This window comes from Turicibacter sp. (assembly GCF_017941855.1).
GTDB classification, from domain to species: domain Bacteria; phylum Bacillota_I; class Bacilli_A; order MOL361; family Turicibacteraceae; genus Turicibacter; species Turicibacter sanguinis.
Map to the genome: position 1 here is coordinate 1 of NZ_JAGAVR010000122.1, position 17,041 is coordinate 17,041.

A 17,041-nucleotide genomic window follows, 5' to 3' on the forward strand; every position below is an offset into this window, starting at 1 on the left:
AAATTTACTGGAAGATCAGATTCATCTATACTTATTTTATAGCCTGCATAATCATAGTTATATAAATTTCCTGGATTTGCCCAACTAGAATTTGTGACTTTAGTTGCTTTAACATTAGTTAAATTATATTCATAACTCTTACCATTTTTATCAGTAAATATTAACTTTTTACTTACACTAGTATCAGTAGGAATATTAAGCCCTTCAATAATAGCCCATCCTTCTAAATTTAATTTTCCATTTGACCAGTAAATACTATCTAATGTATCTTTTGTTGTTGGATTATACAGTTGCAAATTCAAAGGATCATTATAGCTGTTATTTCCATTAACTACGATAACATTGTTATTATTTATATATCCATAAGTATTAGGCCACTGATATGTTGCATTATATTGGACATTTCCACTACTATTCAGAGGTGTGTCAGTTTTAATTTGATAAAATCCATTTAAATTTCCTGTTATTAAGACAGGATAATGCCCTATTTTTATATTACTTTTTTTATTTTTAGTTTGATATAAAGTAGATGAACTTGAATTAGCTTGACTCTTAACATCTACAACCGCGTTAGATTGTTTAATTCCGATTGTATAATAATCATAATCCTTTAATCCACTGGCACTATCAAAGCGATAATACCAACCAGCAATTTTTTCTCCCCAGAATGGATCGGATGCATACCTAACATTCATTCCACTTCCTTTATTTCCGACATGAGATCCCATATATCTCCAATCATCAACCGGATCTGTATATCCCCATGATAGGTAACGGTCAGCATGATAATTGATTCCTGCTTCAACAGATGGGAAGCTCGTTCCATTGCCGTAAGGATTATTATCTGTCGCATTCATCCCAAATAAGTTATTCTTATCAATACTTAAACTACTTTTTCCCCATCCACTTTCATGAATTCCCATAGCGTACTGTAAGGCACCATTAATCCCATACTTATCTTGAACAGCATAGAAGTATTGGCCTGTATTGACTAACTTTCCACCTGCTCCACCATTCGAATTTGTATAATTATCAAAAATATTAGCTGAATAATTTGATTTCGACCTAACTGGTAGATATTGATAATAATTATAAAATGGATTTGATTGATTTACAGCACCTTGACCATTAACCTTAATGTTACGCCAGTTTGTATAAAAATAAATTCCATCATAACTATAATATTTAACATTAGAACTCATCCAAGATGGTGCTTTTCCAACAATCACTTTTGAATAACTATTAGCCTTTGTTACATTACTCGTTAGATAATGAACTAACGTTCCATTTTCATTGGCATAATAAGATGGTGATTGAACTGTTGACGTACTAAAAGTAGTAATTCCTCGTTCATTTATATCATTATATTTATCTAAGTATTGATCATAATAATTCAACTCTGGAACATCTAATGGTTCAGTTTTTTCTTGTAAACTATACATTGTTGTTCCGCCTGGAATATAATAAGCAACTGTCTGAATTTCATACTTTACCTTTGTCCCATCATTATTTAAATCTAATTTAAACCAATGAGATTCAGATTTAGGAACCTTCCCTTCATATCCAGATAAATAAATATAATAATAATTCGTATCTTCTCCTAAATATAACGCATCATCTACATAACAAGAGTTTACATATGTATTATGTTCAGATTGTCCACCAGATGGATATAAATTATGATTGGGCTTACATTGTAATGCCTTCATAATTTCTGAAGTAGTCTTACCTTCTTTTGATTGCTGTCCATCAGGAACAACTTGCCATAGCTGAACTAATCCACTTCCAGAACTTCGACTTTCAATGGAGAATAAACCATCATCTTCTAAATTAATTGAAGCAGTTTCTTCAAGTAATTCTTCCTCAATTTGCTCTTCTGGACTCTTGCTTTCTTCTGATCCATCAGCGCTATCTAAATCTTCTTCTACTTTAGGAATCTCTAATTCTACATCTTCAGTTTCTCCGAATTCTTCGTCATTTGGAATTTCTTCAGGTAAACCGTCCCCCGGATTCTGAATCTCTTCATTTTCAGTACTTTCATTAGATAAGTTTCCATCTAAATCTGGTAGATCGTCTTGACTTGAATCAATTGATTCTTGAACAATATCTGAATTATTTTCTACTTCTGACTCATATACCGTAGCATTAACAATCGCCCCAAAGCTACTAAACTGATTTATTAATAATCCGATTGCTAATGTTCCCTTTAAGACTTCCTTCTTGCCCCGCTTTCGATTCATTTTCACAACTCCTTCTCCAATACATAGCTCCTTTAATTATAAATAATTTATACATTTTTGTCATTAAAACATAGATAAAAAGAATATTTTGACACTCTTTTGTATATAATAAGAAATTTAGTAATAAAAAAAGAATTCAAGTATACTTGAATTCTTTTTTTATTCACCTTTACTTAAAATCTGAACACGTCGTTGAAGACTTTTAATGGTAGCATGTTTCATACTTCCACCATCTTCACCATCAAGCGTCCATTTCACATCCTGTTCACTCTCAACTGTAATTCGATCTGTTTTAAATGTTAACACGTATTCAGGATCGTATGTTCGATTTAAAAAGTCGGTTAAAATACGATGAATATCAATCAAATTTTTAGGAGCTCGAATTAATGTTACTTCAAATAGTCCATCATTTAAATCCGCTTGATTTCCAAATGCATTTTTAATCCCTGCTACCGAATCCGAATTTGAAATCATTCCAAAAATATAATCTCCCTCAATAAACCCATCACGATGATAAATTTTACACTGATAGGATTGAATCGTTGGAAGCTTCATTAATCCTTCAATTAAATAAGCAAGTCCCCCGAGCATATTTTTGCGCGGTTGTGGCGTTTCATAAGCTACGTCTGTAAAAGCCCCAAATGCAGCAACATACATAAAATAACGCTCATTAAACATCCCGATATCAATGGGCATTGGTTTCCCATTTAAACAGAGTTCAAGTGCTTTTGGAACATTTTTAGGAATACCAAGTGTTGATGCAAAATCATTAGTTGTCCCTGTTGGAATATAACCAATCGGAGTATTCCCATTTGCTTCAATTAAGCCAGTGATTACTTCGTTCAACGTTCCATCCCCACCACTTGCGATAACCAAATCATAACTTCGAGCGACTTTCATTTTACTCACAGCATCATGCTTAGCTTTCGTTGGATAAACTGTCACTTCATATCCAGCTAAACTAAACTGAGTGACAATCGATAAAAGGTAATCCTTGATCATCCCACGACCTGACGTCGGATTGATTATAAGTAACAGTTTTTTTAGCACACTAGGCACTTCCTTTCAAAAATTTAAAGTTTTATAGCATAGTATATTATAGCACTCTCTCACATAATAAAAACCTGATTTTTTGTAAAAAAATCAGGCTATTATTATACATCTATTTAATATTAAAGTGAAGCTTTTAACGCTTCTACTTTATCTAAGCGTTCCCATGGTAAATCGACATCAGTACGTCCGAAATGTCCATATGCAGCTGTTTGTTTATAGATTGGGCGTCTTAAATCTAACATTTGAATGATTCCCGCTGGGCGTAAATCAAAGTTTTGACGAATTACTTCGACGATTTTGGCATTCGTAGTTTTCCCTGTACCGAATGTATCAACCATAATTGAAGTAGGCTGTGCAACTCCAATTGCATATGATAATTGAATCTCAATTTTATCTGCATACCCTGCAGCAACTAAGTTCTTCGCCACATAACGTGCAGCATATGCAGCAGAGCGGTCTACTTTTGTTGCATCTTTACCTGAGAATGCTCCACCACCATGACGGGCATATCCTCCGTAAGTATCAACAATAATTTTACGTCCTGTTAATCCTGCATCTCCATGAGGTCCACCGATTACAAAACGTCCTGTTGGATTAACTAAATAACGAGTATTTTCAGTTACTAATTCTTGTGGTAATACTTCATCAAATACATATTTTTTGATATCTGCTTCGATTTGCTCATGAGTTACTTCTGGTGAATGTTGAGTCGATAATAATACAGTATCAATAGCTACTGGTTTTAAAGCTTCATCATATTCAACTGTTACTTGAGTTTTTCCATCTGGACGTAAATAGTCTAATGTTCCATTTTTACGAACTTCAGTTAAACGACGTGCTAATTTATGAGCTAACGAGATTGGTAATGGCATAAATTCTTCTGTTTCATTTGTAGCAAACCCGAACATTAAACCTTGGTCTCCTGCTCCAATTGCTTCGATTTCTTCATCACTCATTGAACCAGTACGAGCTTCTAACGCTTGGTCAACACCCATCGCAATATCAGCCGATTGTTCGTCAATTGCAGTTAACACAGCACATGTATCTGCGTCAAATCCATATTTTGCACGATCATAACCAATTTGACGAATTGTTTCACGGACTGTTTTTTGAATATCAACATACGAAGACGTTGTAATTTCCCCAAACACTAACACTAATCCAGTTGTTACCGATGTTTCACAAGCAACACGTGCCATTGGATCTTTGGCTAAGATCGCATCTAAAATTGAATCTGAAATCTGATCAGCAATTTTATCTGGATGACCTTCTGTTACTGATTCTGATGTAAATAAACGACGTTCTGACACTATAATGTCCTCCTTCAATTCACATTAATACTCTATATTATTAAGCTTTAGATATAAAATCATGCTTAGGGCCGTTAATTTTTGCAATTAACTTGAATCTAATCCTATTTTCCACTAAATTATATTCTAACAATGGTTGTTACATCGCCTTCGCGATGTAAAGTTTGTCTAATTATAGATTTCATGTGTATTCACAAATACAGTGAATACACACTAATAGCACTAATGGATAACATCTGCAAAAAACACAGATGTATAGTTCATCTATTCCGACAAAGCCGGAAAGATGAGCTAACAAAAAAAGCCCGCTATAAGCGGACTTGAATAGGTAGATTCAAACCCTCTTATTGCTCGAGTTAAACTCGCTTGGGTCGGCACCTTTCAATTTCAGAGGTTGCCGCGACTTCATAGGCCCCTATGCCTCCATCGCTCTTAATAAGAGTATATTATTGTAATTTTATTAAATTTAATTCTTATCTATTATAAAGCCTTTTTATTTATTTGTCAAATATTAGCGACTTATTCTGTAAAATCAAGTTCAACATTTGAAATAGCATCGAAGCGAGTCCCAATTTTCTCAGTTGTAATATGGATTTCTTTAACATCTTTCGACACACTATCAATATGCTTACTCAACTTATCCCATCGCTCTTTATAACGCTTGAATTCATCCCCTAATTTATTCAACTCCTGTTGAATAATTAAAGCATGTTGATCCCGTTCTAAATTATTTAAAATCACTTGAATCGTTGTCAGTGTTGACATAAAAGTTGTAGGTGACACAAGCCATACTCTTTTACGTTGCGAATAAGCTACTAAATCTGGGTGATAGGCATTAATCTCAGCAAAAATTGCCTCTGCTGGTAAAAACATCACAGCCTGATCTGAAGTTTCCTGTGGTGTCACATATTTATTGAAAATATCATCAATATGTTTCTTAACATCTTGTTTGAACTGTTTCTCTGCTAGTTGACGCTCTACCTCCCCTAAAGTTCGATCCATCATACGTTGATAATTTTCAAGCGGAAACTTCGAGTCAATCGGTAAATCCCCCATTGGAAGTGGAGCATGAAGCATGGCATCTACAATAGTTCCATTTGATAACTTATACTGAGTTTCATAAATACGATCATTCTTTTCACCGAAAACAGCTGCCATAATTTGATAAAGTTGCACCTCACCAAACGTTCCTCGACTTTTTTTATCTGATAACAGATTTTGTAGTGATACAATGTCCGTTGATAAACTTTCAATCTTTTTCTGTGCTTCATCAATCTTTGCTAAACGAACCAAAATATTTTGAAATGTCTCATTCGTCTTATTAAATGACTGATCTAGCCTCTCATTTACCTTATCATTAATACGCAGCAAATTAAACTCAATCCGTTCATTTAACTTCGAAAAATCACTCTGTAATTGTTGATTCACCAAAGACGTATGCTGATTCAATTGATCTCGCATCACCCGCTCAAACTGTCCATAACGCTCAAGCACTCGCTCATTCGCCTGATTAAAACTCCCACTTAACTGAAAATTAGCATCCTGAAGTCGCTTCTCCATTCGTTGTTGCTCCTCAAGCAATTGTTTCACCTGCAAATCTAACTGTGGATTTTGACGACTTCTTGTATATAAATTTTGTCTGATTAAAATTAACAGTAATAAAAAAATAACCACAATTAATAAAATATAAACTACCGTCACTAATATCCCTCACTTCACCCATTTATTAACATTATTTTACCATATAAAAGAAAAGAACTTGAAGAATTAATCTTCAAGTTCTTTTTTCTCACCAAAATAATCTTTCACAATATAATTAGGACGTCCCTTAACCTCATTATAAATGCGACCAATATACTCTCCAATGACTCCTAAGAAGATTAACTGTACTCCTCCTAAGAATAACATGATACAAACCATTGATGACCAACCTGCCGTTGGGTTTCCATTGATCGCTGTATTAAAGAAAATGTATAGTAAATATGCAAATGCCACAAACGCCACTAAAACTCCTGTATAAGTTGCAAAACGAAGAGGCGCATTTGAAAATGCTGTGATTCCTTCAATTGCATAGTTAACAAGTTTCATGAAACTCCACTTTGTCTCACCCGCAACACGTTCAACGTGATCAAACTCTAGACAAATCGATTGATATCCAACCCATTGGAATAATCCTTTTGAGAAACGATTTGACTCTTTTAAACTAATTAAATCATCAACTGCACGACGACTTAACAAACGATAATCACGAGCTCCGTCAATGATTTCAACGTCACTCATGCGATTAATCACTTTATAAAACATATTGGCAAAGAAACTACGAATAGGTGGCTCTCCATCACGATTACGACGTCGTGTATAAATATTTTCATATCCATCTTCGTAAAGCTTAACCATTTTAGGTAAAAGCTCCGGTGGATCCTGTAAATCAACATCCATAATAACGACGGCTTCTCCACGAGCATATTCCATTCCTGCAAGCATCGCTGCTTCTTTTCCAAAGTTACGAGAAAAATCAATTAAGCAAACACGCTCATCTTTTTCACGCAACGCTTTAATTAATGGGACTGTCTGATCTTTTGAACCATCATTCACATAAACAAATTCAAATTCATATCCATTAATTTCATTCGTTACTTTTATAATTTCTTCATAAAAACGTTCAACTGTTTCTTGTTCATTGTAACACGGTACAATAATGGAAATCAGCTTCCCCATTAAGTCCACCACCTAAAATAATTTGATACTTAATTATATCATAAATTTACAAATTTATTGACGCTTTATTTTTTGAATCATCTGTGTAAACTCACCAAATCCATAACTGGCTAATACAACAAAGACCGGTAAATAAATCATTAGATACCTAGAGCGAGTTTCCCAAATTAATAGAAATAACATCACTCCAAATACCGATATCGTCATAACACTTTCAAAACATAGTTTATCTTTTAAAATACGGATACTACTTAACCACATTAAAAATAAAATTACAACATGAACCATTTGACTTAAATATAAGTATGGTAGGTTTTTATCCCCAAAAATATAATCTTGATAATTATTTGTAACAATTGGCTCACGCTTTAATTTCTCTGGAGCAAAATATGTTCCATCTGACCACGTAAAATTCAACTTAGAATTCAAATGGTTGATAAATCCACCCACTCCAAAAGCTTCTAATCGTTCCTTCATTAGACGAATGTGTTGTGCTTGAATCTCATCATTTGACCAACCACTATCTTTTAAAAATCGCGTCATATTCGTATCCTCATCATCATATCCACCTAATCCTTTAAGTCCCATCATCACCCAATGTGTCTTTGGAAATCCTACTTCACTCGATGCAACAGGAATCAACGGTTTTATGGCGAGTTTATAACTCATCATCGTCACTAATACCATTAAAATGAGCGGTGCACTTAATCTAATGAATCCGTCTTTTCTCGTTAAGAAATAATGAATTAAAATAGCCACCAAAACAACTAAAGCATGCGTCTTCAAAAGGCCTCCAAGACCTAGTACTAATCCTAAAGTTACTAACAATCCTATTTCTTTTTTAGGAGAACGATAAATCTTTGCATACAAATAAAGTGATAAAATAGGTAAAATCATGCCTAAGGTATCGGTGTACACAATAGTAGTATATGTATAAAATGGTGTAATTAAAATAGATAAAATGCTAAATAAAGTAGCTCGTTGTAAGCCATACATTTCTTTAATAAACAAATACATAATCCATACCGCTAAAAATACAATACTTAAATTCACCACTATTAACGGCTTTAACAGATCAGTAAATCCCATAAACCTAAATATCTTAAACAACCCTGTTACTAATAACAAGATTGGAAGGTTATTAGGGCAGTAGAAATAAAAATACTGATCTATTTGTCGAAACTGAATCGATAAATCATACGCCTCATCATACACTTTTCCAAAATCCCATGTTGGATTAACTGTAAAATAACGTGCAAAGAAAAACTGTAATATAATTAAAATAATAAAACTCCCTATTGATATAACCATTAATCTTTTCTCATTACACTTTTCAAGTCTTTTATTTAAAAAGTATAAGCCACTTAATACAATAATGACTCCGAGTAAAATCACGACAGGATTCATTATTTTAAATATTTTAAATGGAAATATGCTTGTATTTAATAAAATGTACCCAAAAACAATGACAAATACAACATTAAATAATGTCATTAATCCTAACTTTATACCAGAAATATTCATAAAAATCTCCTTTTTATTACCTACCTTTATTTTCACATAAAAACCCTTGGTTCATTCATATTAACCAAGGGTTTTTTTCTGTTTATTCTTCTTTTTCAACTTCCGGTAAAACTTCTATTTTTACTTTTTTAATACGGCGATCTTCAACTTCAATAATCGTGAAAACTAAGTGATGATACTGATACATATCGCCGATATCGGGAATATCCTCAATCTTTGAATACATCCAACTTCCTAGAGAATAAGCATCTTCTGGAATATCTAAATCTATATCCATAATATCAAATAATTCATCTAAATCAATATCAGCTTTCGCCTCATATAAAGTATCACTTTTTTTCGTAACTAATTGTTCTTCTTCATCATGTTCATCATAAATTTCCCCAACCACTTCTTCTAAAACATCTTCCATAGTCACGAGTCCAGCTGTTCCACCATATTCATCCGCAACAATTGCAATGTGTTGTTTTTCAAATTGTAATCGAGTTAATAAATCTGATACACGCATCGTATAAGAAACATACATTGGGTCTCTCATAATATCTACAATATTTACATCTTCAACTGAACCTTTTTCAATAATTTCAGCAAATAAATCACGTTGATATAAAATCCCTATAATATTGTCCCGCGATTCCTCGTAAACAGGAATGCGCGAATATTTCTCTTCTAGAAAAACATTTTTTATATCTTCATTGGAATCATGAATACTTACAGCTGTGACATCTACTCGAGGCGTCATAATATCCTTAACAAAAGTTTCACTTAAATCAAGAACACTTTGAAGCATCTCAACTTCATCTTGCTGTAATACACCCTCTTCCTCCATTGTATCAATGATTACGTTCAACTCATCTTCAGTCACAGATGGTTCTTCCTCTTGCTTTGTGTATAACTTAGCTACAAAATCTTTTAAAATCATAAAAAGCTTAATAACAGGCTTCAAGATAATAATTAAAGTATAGTAAGTCGAACCAATCGCTAATGAGAATCGTTCAGCATTTTCCTTAGCATAAGATTTAGGTAAAATCTCACCAAAAATAATAATTAGAATCGTCATAACTCCTGTTGCAACTGCAGCGCCTGACGCGCCTAATAAATCGGTTGCTACAATAGTTGCAATCGATGCCGATGCTAAATTAACAACGTTATTTCCAATTAAAATAGCGAGTAATACTTCATCAAAACGCTCAGCTACATTTAATGCTTTTTTAGCACCTGGTCTTCCTTCATCGGCATACTGACGTAAACGAATCAAATTTACACTCGAAAAAGCAGTTTCTGAAGCACTAAAAAATGCTGATAAAATAATCATACCAACAAGTATTAAATAATACATGGACGGGTCCAAAATAATTCACACTCCTATAATTTCATAATTATGTAATTTTTTTATGTAGAATACTATATCAATTTCATTTGTATTTGTCAATATTCTCGATTTGTTTATACAGTTTCCACACATTTAAATCTTCTATTTTTTTATCATTAATCGACATTTTAAATACATAGCATTCTTATAAATTTGCTATAAAAAAAACTCTAAACATCTACTTTATTATGGTAGACACTTAGAGTTTTCATGCTTTTTCAAAAAATAATTAATAAAAATCTAAAGGATTTGGCGCATAACTTGGTTGGCTTCCTGTATTCGTACGAATCTCAAAATGTAAGTGAGTTCCTGTCGAATTTCCAGTGTTTCCAGCTCCACCAATTAATTGACCAGCTTCCACAATATCTCCAGCCTTAACATTCATAGAATTTAAGTGAGCATAACGTGTATAATAACCATTTTTATGATTTATTAGAATGACATTTCCATAAGCTGCATTATAACTTGCACTCACAACAACTCCATTATCAGCTGCATAAACAGATTGCCCTGTACTAGCAGAAATATCAATTGCATAATGTCCGCTATAACATAAATAACCACATGTTACGTTACGTGATGTCGTTGGCCATACCCAGTTTCCAGTTCCTACTCCTGAGACAACCTTTGTTCCTCGAATAATGACCTCTTTAACTGGTTCTGAAAGTTGAGTTTCTTCAACCACTGTTGAATTTGTTTGCTCACCATTCACATATTCGACTTTGGTACGCGTTAAAAACTCACCATTTTGACCCGTTTGTGTCACCTTAGTTTGTCCTTTTAACATCGTCTCATCATCAATATATTCTGTTTCATAAGAAATTGGTGCAACATTAACTTTCTCTTGTTCCGTTTGAACATGGATGATTGGATTTAATGGTGTTACATCTAACTCCATTCCTAATAACTCACCCCATTTTAAACCTTCCACCTGAGGGTTTAATAGGATAAGCTCTTCCTCTGTTAAACCATAATCACGAGCAATATACCAAAGAGACGAATCCTCTCCAAATGTGACAGTCTGTTGTGGCTCCTTTTGACCATATAACATCATACGACGCATTTGGTCAGTTGTTAACACCTCATCAGGTGCTGCATAACTTGATTCAACTTTAACAGGTTCTACAACTTTAGCTCCAATATATTGAGATCCCGTCTCTGATAAAGCTTGAATTGGATTTTCTGTATCCATAATTTTAGCTAAATTTTCAGTGCCTGTATAATACTTCATTAAATCCATTAATGTTGATTCAACAACAGCTGTATCTTTTACCGCAAACTTTTGCTCTCCAATTGTCACAACATTTGTTGACGTTTTAAAATCCGCTTTTTCTGCTACTTGTGATAAGACAGCTTGATTATCAATTGAATCAACTGGTAATAAAGTTACTTCTTCCTCCACACGAACATTCGTCGGTGCATAGATGACTTGATCTGGATATTGTTGTAATAATTCTTTCATATGATTTTCAATGAAAGTATCATATTCTTCTTTATTGTTGATTAATCCAACAACTTCATCATTTATATAAATTCGATAAACTACATGTTGATTATTTGGGGTTACCGTTTGAGCATGTGTTACCTGCTGCTGACTGTTTGCAAACATCATCGTTGCAATAACTGCCCCAACTAATTTTTTCTTCATCATTACGACCTCCATACTTTGTTAAACTCTAACAAAGTTCCCTACGTCTTGGTGACTTAGTATATTTTTAAAATTTTATTCAACTTCTCTCTTAAGTTCTATTCAATTGTTTCATATAGATATGTCCAACTTGTGTTCTAAATGTGAAAAACCCTGCTTTTTTATTATAAATCAAACATTTTATCAGAAAATATACTATTTTTCTACAGAAATACATCATTTTTAAAACTTTATTATCTCTTACTTATGTATCCGTTTTCTTCATTGTGTTTTTAAGCAGAAAATACAAAAAAAACCTCTATTTTTGCTAAAAATAGAGGTTCTTTGAAAAATTTTAATTATTTTGATAATTCAAAAATAACAGTTTCATATGGTCTTAATTCTAAAGAAGATAATTGATAATCAAATTCTTTGTAGTTTGATAGGATAATTTGTTTCACTTCTCCATCAAATGAACGTGTTACTGTCTCTTCGCTAAAGTTCGCTACTAATAATAATTTTTTATCTTCATTTTCACGAATATAAGCAAAAATATGCTCATCTTCTGGAAGTAATAATTCATATTTACCGTAAACAATAACATCGCTAAATTCAGTATTTTTACGTAAATTAATTAATTTTTTATAGTGATGGAAAATCGAATCTTTATTTTCTAACGCATCTTTCACGTTAATTTCCGTATAGTTTGGATTTAATTCTAACCATGGCGTAGCGTTTGTGAAACCTGCATTTACTGAGTTATCCCATTGCATTGGTGTACGGGCATTATCACGTCCATTTTTCCAAATTGCATCCATCATTTCTTCATGTGTATAACCTTTTTTGATATTATCACGATAGAATTGTAAAGTTTCAATATCATTATATTGTTCTAATTTTTCAAAATGAACATTTGTCATCCCAATTTCTTCACCTTGATATACGTATGGTGTTCCTTGCATTAAATGTAGGATTGAAGCAAACATTTTAGCTGTTTCAACACGGTACTCTTTATCATTTCCCCAACGAGAAACAATACGAGGTAAATCATGATTGTTCCAGAATAATGAATTCCATCCTTCTCCATCAAGTGATGTCTGCCATTTACTTAAAATTTGTTTAAATTTAAGGAAATCAAATTGAGTTGGACGCCATTTTCCTTCTTGAGGATGCCAATCGATTGAAGCATGTTCAAATTGGAAAACCATTGATAACTCATGACGTTTTGGATCTGAATATAGTTTTGCAATTTCAGGTGTTGCACCCCATGTTTCTCCTACCGTTAAAACATCGTAGTTTCCGAATGATGCTTTATTCATTTCTTGTAATAATGGATGTAGACGAGGTCCATTTCCTGTAATTTTTTTATCTACCTCTTTACCAATTAAATCAATTACATCCATACGGAATCCACCGATTCCTTTTTCTAACCAGAAATTCATCATCTTATGAACTTCTTCTTTTACTTTAGGGTTTTCCCAGTTTAAATCTGGTTGACGCTTACTAAATAAATGGAAATAATACTGACCTGTTGTTTCATCATAATTCCATGCAGGCCCCGAGAAAGTCGAACCTAAATCATTCGGAACTCCGCCATCTTCTGCAGGATCTCGCCAGATATAATAATCACGATATGGATTATCTTTTGATTTTTTAGCTTCTAAAAACCATGGATGCTCATCTGAAGTATGATTCACTACTAAATCCATAACAATACGGATTCCACGAGCATTCGCTTCTTTAATCAACTCATCCATATCTGCCATTGTCCCAAATTCAGGAGCAATATCTTGATAATCAGAAATATCATATCCATTATCATCCATTGGAGATTTATAAACCGGTGATAACCAAATCACGTCAATTCCTAATTCTTTTAAGTAATCTAATTTTTCAATAATTCCTCTTAAATCCCCTACTCCATTTCCACTTGTATCTTTAAAGCTTCTTGGATAGATTTGATAAACAACTGATTTATGCCACCACTTTTTCTCCATCATAATTCCTCCCTGAAATTCATTCCTTATCGAAACGATTCAATTTCTAACTTTATTATAGATACTGCCATTTAAAAACTCAATTAAAAAGAATTGTAAAACCGTTTACTTATTGATCTCAGATTTTTAAAAAAGCCACCTCCTGTAAACAAGAGATGACTAATAAGCCATAACTATTTTAAGATGCTTTCAATTTGATCATCAATTTGTCTAACTGCTGTATCTAAAATAGATTGAATTTGATCGGGCATTGATACAAATTCCTTAGCGGCTTCTTTGTAAGGTAAATATAAATAATTAAATTCAGACTGATTCGGCAGTGGTAAAGATCGATGCAACTGTTTTTTTACAACCGTATAATACTCATCCTGTGAAATTGGGACTTCATAATCAACCGGTGCAATGGAACGATTATATTCATAACGAGCAGTAGCTACATCAACACTTAATAAAAATCTAAAATACTCTTTTGCTAAATCTTTATTTTGACTATATTTCGTTAATTGATACGTATCAATCTTCATATACGTATATGGTAAAACATCTTCTTTAAAATTAGGAATTGCTTGATATCCTAAATTATCATAACTTTCACTTAGTGAATTAACTAACTTAGCGGGTGCAATCATCAAATTTGCTTTGCTATTAAGGAATGATTTATAAATATCCCCTTCATTATTATAAAATGCACTTGGCTCTAATAGTTGTAACATCATCGATAAGCCTAAAATAGATTCCTCTTTGTTTAATCCAATATCATAAAAATTCGTATCTCCAAAATTATCAATCCCAACCGTATATCCCCCAAAACCAGTCACAAATGGTGTTATATGATAAATATCTTGATAATCAATAACTAACGATACATCTGAATAATCGTCTAACGCATTAAATGCGCTTAAACCCTCTGGAAATTTCGACTTATCATAAAATAAAATATCCGTATCCGCATTATAAGGTACCCCATAATACTCCCCTTTAAATTTAAAGCCTGATTTAACAGCAGGTAAAATATTTAATTCCTCAAAAATATCACTAATTGGACTCAATGCATTCATTTGAACCAACTGAGAAATTAAGGTATGGGATAACGTAATTACATCCGGATAATCAGGAGTTCCAACATATAATGGAAGATTAGAAACGACTTGTTCAGAGGTCATAATTTTCATCTCAATCTTCACTCCGTACTTCTCTTCAAATTGCTCATTTAATTTACTTAAGACTTTAAACTCATCACTACTTACCCAAACTCTTAAAATATCTTCTTCTAATAAATCTAAACGATTAATATTTTGATATAAACCCACTGAAACCATAATAAAAAAAACAATATAGATAAACTTTTTCACCCAATCACCCTTTGTTTTCCATTTAATCTAATTATATCAAAAAAAAGGGGAAGTCTAAAGACTTCCCCTCGGAGTTTACAATTTATTTAATCTTTTTAAGCGCTGAAGTTAAACGTGGCGCAATAATCTCATATACCGTTAAAACTAATAATCCTTTTAAAGCATTAAATGGAATATAAACAAATGCAATCGCTGCACCGTATCCTAAATCAAATGATAACCCCGGAATAAATGAACTTAACGTTGTCCACTCTCTAATCTGTGTAAACCAGAAATTCCCGAAATAAATTGGCGTAATAAAGAAGTAGTTACAAATTGTTAAAACCGCACTAAATCCTGCAATCACTAAGAAAAAGCGAAGAGCTTTCTTCATGAAGCTTGCCCCATCGATATACTTTTTAACTAATACATATAAACAAGCAATCGTTGTTGAAGCAATAAATGCTGTAATCACACCAATTCCATATGGAGTCGTAAGCCCCATTATCATCACATGAACTAAAGACTTAATCGCTGCTAATAAAATGGCTGGCCATAAACCAAAAATTTCAACTGTTAATAAAACGACTAATTCACTTAGATCAAACTTTAAAAATGGTACCGGTGGATATGGAATTTCAATAAACATTAAGATCGCACCTAATGCCGCTAAAACGCCAAGTAAAACTAAATTTTTTGTGTTCTTAAAAATACTGTTTGAGTTTTTCATATACTCTCCTCCTAAAGATAGATTTGTAAATATTCGTAAAATCCTTTTTAAAATATAGTTGTACCTTAGATAAGTATTAATTCTATTACTAAAACAAATTTCTATTAATAGTATTTATTAATCCCTATTCAAAATAGCTATAAAAATAAAAAAGATCTCACGTAATAAATCTTCGTGAGATATCTCTAAAAAAGAGTATATCAAAAACGAATCTTCTCCCATCCAGACTTTCACTGTCGGCTCTGGAATCACACCAGATCAACCTTTCGGCTTGCGGGCTAATACCGCCGGTAGGGACTCTCACCCTGCCTCGAAGATTTATTAGTTTTTTAATTTACACGCTTATTGTAGCCCACTCCATTAAAACTGTCAAGTCAGACGCACCAAAACCTACCATTTTCTTCTAGAGTGAATCATGACCTTATAATTTTGTGGATTCGCATACGTTTCAACGAACTCTAAAACCTGCCCATTCATCAAAACAGACGTCAACTCCATATAAATCAATGGATCATTTAACGGAACTTCAAGTAACCCCGCTACCAACTCATCAGCTTTAATCGCTGTTACCATTTGTGTTCCTGACGCAATCTTAACATTCAACTCCTGATCTAAATACGCATAAATCGAACGATGAATCACGGAGCGAGGTAACTCCTTAATCACTGATAATGGAATATAGTTATGTTCTAAAGTCATGGGTCTATCATCTGCCATACGCAATCTTAACAAACTATGCACCTTATCCCCAACTTTGATTTCTAAGTGATGAGCAATACGTTCATCTGCAATTATAATATCATAATCAACAACTTTAGTATGTGGCTTCATTCCCTTACTAATAATCTCTGATGTAAATCCAACAAGCTCTGCTACAGGCTCATGTAATTTATTATCTGCTACAAAAGTTCCCACTTTTTCCTTACGATAAAGCTTTCCTTCCTTAATTAATTCCTCAATTGCTTTTCGTGCTGTCATACGTGAAACATCATACTTCATTGCTAAATCTCGTTCTGATTGAATCATTGCATTCGGTACCAATGATTTAATTTCTTCTTCAATAAGTAGTTTAACCTTTAAATATGCTGGTTGTGCCATAACTCATCCCTCTTACCAAATAAAGGAGACTATTAAAAAGT

12 protein-coding genes and 2 riboswitches are annotated in these 17,041 nt (G+C 33.0%); all 12 genes read right to left on the reverse strand.

The annotated features are described in order from the left end of the window. The coding region (locus tag J6D32_RS13045) for an N-acetylglucosaminidase (RefSeq protein ID WP_287467752.1) at nucleotides 1–2,240 on the reverse strand (2,240 nt) is incomplete at its 3' end. A 159-nt stretch (nucleotides 2,241–2,399) separates the two neighbouring features. Next, on the reverse strand, nucleotides 2,400–3,290 hold the full coding sequence (locus J6D32_RS13050) for a diacylglycerol/lipid kinase family protein (protein ID WP_287467753.1): 891 nt from the start codon (nucleotides 3,288–3,290) through the stop codon (nucleotides 2,400–2,402). 122 nt (nucleotides 3,291–3,412) lie between these two features. Beyond that, nucleotides 3,413–4,603: a methionine adenosyltransferase gene (gene metK / locus J6D32_RS13055; RefSeq protein WP_006783478.1), complete on the reverse strand. Its 1,191-nt coding sequence runs from the start codon at nucleotides 4,601–4,603 to the stop codon at nucleotides 3,413–3,415. A gap of 341 nt (nucleotides 4,604–4,944) precedes the next feature. Continuing rightward, a riboswitch (SAM riboswitch) is annotated at nucleotides 4,945–5,045 on the reverse strand. Nucleotides 5,046–5,122: 77 nt separating this feature from the next. Next, entirely contained in the window at nucleotides 5,123–6,304 is a 1,182-nt protein-coding gene (locus tag J6D32_RS13060) for a DNA recombination protein RmuC (protein WP_006783479.1), read from the reverse strand. A 66-nt stretch (nucleotides 6,305–6,370) separates the two neighbouring features. After that, the gene (locus J6D32_RS13065; protein ID WP_006783480.1) at nucleotides 6,371–7,321 is read right to left on the reverse strand and encodes a glycosyltransferase family 2 protein; all 951 of its coding nucleotides are present in this window, start codon (nucleotides 7,319–7,321) and stop codon (nucleotides 6,371–6,373) included. Between the two features lie 54 nt (nucleotides 7,322–7,375). After that, nucleotides 7,376–8,845 carry a glycosyltransferase-like membrane protein gene (locus tag J6D32_RS13070; protein ID WP_262957680.1) on the reverse strand — a complete coding sequence of 490 codons (1,470 nt, stop codon included), beginning with the start codon at nucleotides 8,843–8,845 and terminating at the stop codon, nucleotides 7,376–7,378. A gap of 82 nt (nucleotides 8,846–8,927) precedes the next feature. Further along, complete coding sequence (locus J6D32_RS13075; protein WP_129821680.1) at nucleotides 8,928–10,196, reverse strand: hemolysin family protein; 1,269 nt, start codon at nucleotides 10,194–10,196, stop codon at nucleotides 8,928–8,930. A 250-nt stretch (nucleotides 10,197–10,446) separates the two neighbouring features. Then, on the reverse strand, nucleotides 10,447–11,865 hold the full coding sequence (locus J6D32_RS13080) for a peptidoglycan DD-metalloendopeptidase family protein (RefSeq protein WP_229059753.1): 1,419 nt from the start codon (nucleotides 11,863–11,865) through the stop codon (nucleotides 10,447–10,449). A 338-nt stretch (nucleotides 11,866–12,203) separates the two neighbouring features. Then, nucleotides 12,204–13,844 carry a glycoside hydrolase family 13 protein gene (locus J6D32_RS13085; RefSeq protein WP_287467754.1) on the reverse strand — a complete coding sequence of 547 codons (1,641 nt, stop codon included), beginning with the start codon at nucleotides 13,842–13,844 and terminating at the stop codon, nucleotides 12,204–12,206. 170 nt (nucleotides 13,845–14,014) lie between these two features. Further along, nucleotides 14,015–15,193, reverse strand: a complete 1,179-nt coding sequence (locus tag J6D32_RS13090) for a sugar ABC transporter substrate-binding protein (protein ID WP_006783485.1) — start codon at nucleotides 15,191–15,193, stop codon at nucleotides 14,015–14,017. 82 nt (nucleotides 15,194–15,275) lie between these two features. Then, on the reverse strand, nucleotides 15,276–15,902 hold the full coding sequence (locus J6D32_RS13095) for an ECF transporter S component (RefSeq protein ID WP_009606160.1): 627 nt from the start codon (nucleotides 15,900–15,902) through the stop codon (nucleotides 15,276–15,278). Nucleotides 15,903–16,108: 206 nt separating this feature from the next. Further along, a riboswitch (FMN riboswitch) is annotated at nucleotides 16,109–16,224 on the reverse strand. A gap of 68 nt (nucleotides 16,225–16,292) precedes the next feature. Next, nucleotides 16,293–17,000 (reverse strand): GntR family transcriptional regulator, encoded by a 708-nt coding sequence (locus J6D32_RS13100; RefSeq protein WP_006783487.1) that lies wholly within the window; start codon nucleotides 16,998–17,000, stop codon nucleotides 16,293–16,295. Nucleotides 17,001–17,041: the final 41 nt, after the last annotated feature.

What these genes read in the sequence shown, in the direction of transcription:
- J6D32_RS13080 (WP_229059753.1), bottom strand. Translation starts at nt 11,865, where the DNA reads ATGAAGAAAAAATTAGTTGGGGCAGTTATTGCAACGATGATGTTTGCA.
- J6D32_RS13085 (WP_287467754.1), bottom strand. Translation starts at nt 13,844, where the DNA reads ATGATGGAGAAAAAGTGGTGGCATAAATCAGTTGTTTATCAAATCTAT.
- J6D32_RS13100 (WP_006783487.1), bottom strand. Translation starts at nt 17,000, where the DNA reads ATGGCACAACCAGCATATTTAAAGGTTAAACTACTTATTGAAGAAGAA.
- J6D32_RS13065 (WP_006783480.1), bottom strand. Translation starts at nt 7,321, where the DNA reads ATGGGGAAGCTGATTTCCATTATTGTACCGTGTTACAATGAACAAGAA.
- J6D32_RS13095 (WP_009606160.1), bottom strand. Translation starts at nt 15,902, where the DNA reads ATGAAAAACTCAAACAGTATTTTTAAGAACACAAAAAATTTAGTTTTA.
- J6D32_RS13070 (WP_262957680.1), bottom strand. Translation starts at nt 8,845, where the DNA reads ATGAATATTTCTGGTATAAAGTTAGGATTAATGACATTATTTAATGTT.